The 608-nt window shown below is 61.7% G+C and carries 1 protein-coding gene; it reads left to right on the forward strand.

Translation table 11 applies throughout. From position 1 onward, the window contains the following. Positions 1-608 (forward strand): hypothetical protein (locus ACWKWE_RS29225; RefSeq protein WP_483852489.1); only part of this gene is annotated, 608 nt, incomplete at both ends.

Genomic DNA, 608 nt, shown 5'->3' on the forward strand with positions numbered 1-608 from the left:
GCGACCACCCTCGCTGACGTCCAGAACGCGATCAAGAACATCACGTTCAGCAACACCAGCAACAACCCAAGCCCTGCCGACCGTACCGTGACGGTGAAAGTTGACGATGGCAGCGGCTCGAACGCTGTCGGCAGCGCGACCACCACCGTGAAAATGGTGCTGGTTAACGATGCTCCGGTGATCGACCTCAACGGCCCAACCGCCGCAGGCAATGACTTCGCTGCGACCGCAACTCAGGGTCACACCGGCGTTGCGATTGCCGCGCCGACCACGCTGATCACCGATCCGGATGGCACCACCATCAAAGGCGCCGTGATCGACATCAGCACTGGTTCCAAAACCGGTGACAAGTTGACCGTAGGCACACTGCCAACGGGCATCACAGTCGATGCATCCAAATCGACCGCGACGCACATCGAGCTGACCGGCACCGCTTCGCAGGCTGATTACGCCACCGCAATCCAGCGCATCACCTTCAGCACCACCGACACCACCACGGGCGACCGTACCGTGAAAGTCACCGTCGATGACGGCGGCACGGGCACGCACACCGGTACTGCAAACTCGGTGATTTCGGTCAAGGCCAACGCCGCGCCGGTCATCGACCT

It is taken from the genome of Pseudomonas salicis (assembly GCF_057128705.1).